Genomic DNA, 266 nt, shown 5'->3' with positions numbered 1-266 from the left:
ATTTCGCCGGCTTACTGCTTAATTTGATGCCTGGCAGTTTATGAATCATTTCATGATTCACCCTGCGGGCCGTTGCTGCGCAACGTTTAAAAGCCTTCGGCTTTTTTCCTACTCTCTATCGAGTAGTGAACTGCCCGTTGGACTTCACTGCTACTTCTAATTTGATGCCTGGCAGTTCCCTACTCTCACATGGGGAGACCCCACACTACCATCGGCGCTACGGCGTTTCACTGCTGAGTTCGGCATGGGGTCAGGTGGGACCACCG

1 rRNA gene is annotated in these 266 nt (G+C 51.9%); it reads right to left on the bottom strand.

Features of this window, described 5'->3' with window-relative positions:
* Nucleotides 1–166: 166 nt before the first annotated feature.
* Nucleotides 167–266: ribosomal RNA gene (rrf, locus tag MFP24_RS00175) — 5S ribosomal RNA — on the bottom strand; the annotation flags it as partial.

This window comes from Brenneria tiliae (assembly GCF_023347575.1).
GTDB lineage: Bacteria > Pseudomonadota > Gammaproteobacteria > Enterobacterales > Enterobacteriaceae > Brenneria > Brenneria corticis.
Note: the sequence above shows the minus strand (reverse complement) of the source record. Positions and strands in the feature narration are given on the sequence as shown.